At 36.7% G+C, this 1309-nt stretch carries 1 pseudogene; it reads left to right on the forward strand.

Annotated features, from left to right (window positions below):
* Positions 1 to 61 precede the first annotated feature (61 nt).
* Positions 62 to 1264, forward strand: a pseudogene (locus tag E1171_RS24855) (IS256 family transposase).
* Positions 1265 to 1309: the final 45 nt, after the last annotated feature.

The following is a 1309-nucleotide window of genomic DNA, read 5'->3' on the forward strand; positions in this document are numbered from 1 at the left end:
GGTGATGGCCTTTAAAGGCCATCACCACTTTTGTATATTGTACAAATTAAATACAGTTTCCATGAACAAAGATGAATTATTAAAGAGCAATTTCCTGAAGCAATTTAAGACTTCAGAGGAGCTTGAGAGTTTTATGAAAGAGCTTTTCAAGCGTGGTCTCGAAAATCTATTAGAAGGCGAATTAGATTCCCATCTAGGCTATCAGAAACACACCAAATCTGAAAATAATAACGTACGAAATGGACATGGTCAGAAATCTTTGGAAAGTGAATATGGAAAGCTCAATTTAAAAGTTCCCAGAGATAGAGAAGGCAGTTTTGAGCCCCATATTGTTCCCAAACGAAAAACCAGAGTAGAAGCAATAGAAGACCTCATTATTAGCCTTTATGCAAAAGGGATGAGTGTATCTGATATTGAGGAACAACTCAGTGAACTATACAAAATAGACGTTTCTACTTCCAACAATTTCTGCCGTTACCAACAGAGTTATACAAGATATACAAGCTTGGCAAAACCGACCATTAGAGGAGCTTTACCTTATTGTTTGGATGGATGGTATCGTCCTTTAAGGTTAGGGATTGGGGGAAAGGTAATCAATAAGACTGGTTAATTTAGCTGTAGGTCTTAATCAACAGGGCTATAAGGAATTATTGGGCATGTGGTTAGGTTAAATCTGAAAGTTCATCTTTTTGGATGAGTGTACTTAGTGACATGCAAGCCAGAGGAGTACAGGATATTTTGAATTACCTGCACGGATAACCTGAAAGGGTTTACTTCTACAATCAATACCGTCTTCCCAAAAGCCCAAACACAAATTTGTGTTGTGCATCAAATTAGAAATGCTGGTAAATACGTCGTATGGAAGGACAGAAAAGCCTTCAGTGCCGATATGAAAAACATTTACAATGCTCCTAATCAGCAAGTAGCCTTACAGGAATTAGAAAATTTTGCTCAAAACTGGCAGGAAAAATACAGCTATGCGGTTAAAAGCTGGAGAGATAACTGGGAGAATCTTACCGTTTTCTTTGATTTCCCTGTGGAGATCCGTAAAATTATCTATACAACTAATCTGATTGAAAACTTGAATGGTAAAATTAGGAAATACACTAAAAACAAACTCTCTTTCCCTGATGATAATGCTGTGAAAAAATCCGTCTTTTTGGCCCTTAATGAGGTGACTAAAAAATGGACCCAGCCTATTAGAAACTGGGCCCTTATTTTTAATCAGTTTATTGCAATTTTTGAAGATCGTTTAAAAATTTAGGACTTAATTGTCTAAACCTACTTACACAGTTTTCCGGATAGTGTC

Source organism: Xanthovirga aplysinae, assembly GCF_009711365.1.
In the GTDB taxonomy this organism is placed as follows: domain Bacteria; phylum Bacteroidota; class Bacteroidia; order Cytophagales; family Cyclobacteriaceae; genus Xanthovirga; species Xanthovirga aplysinae.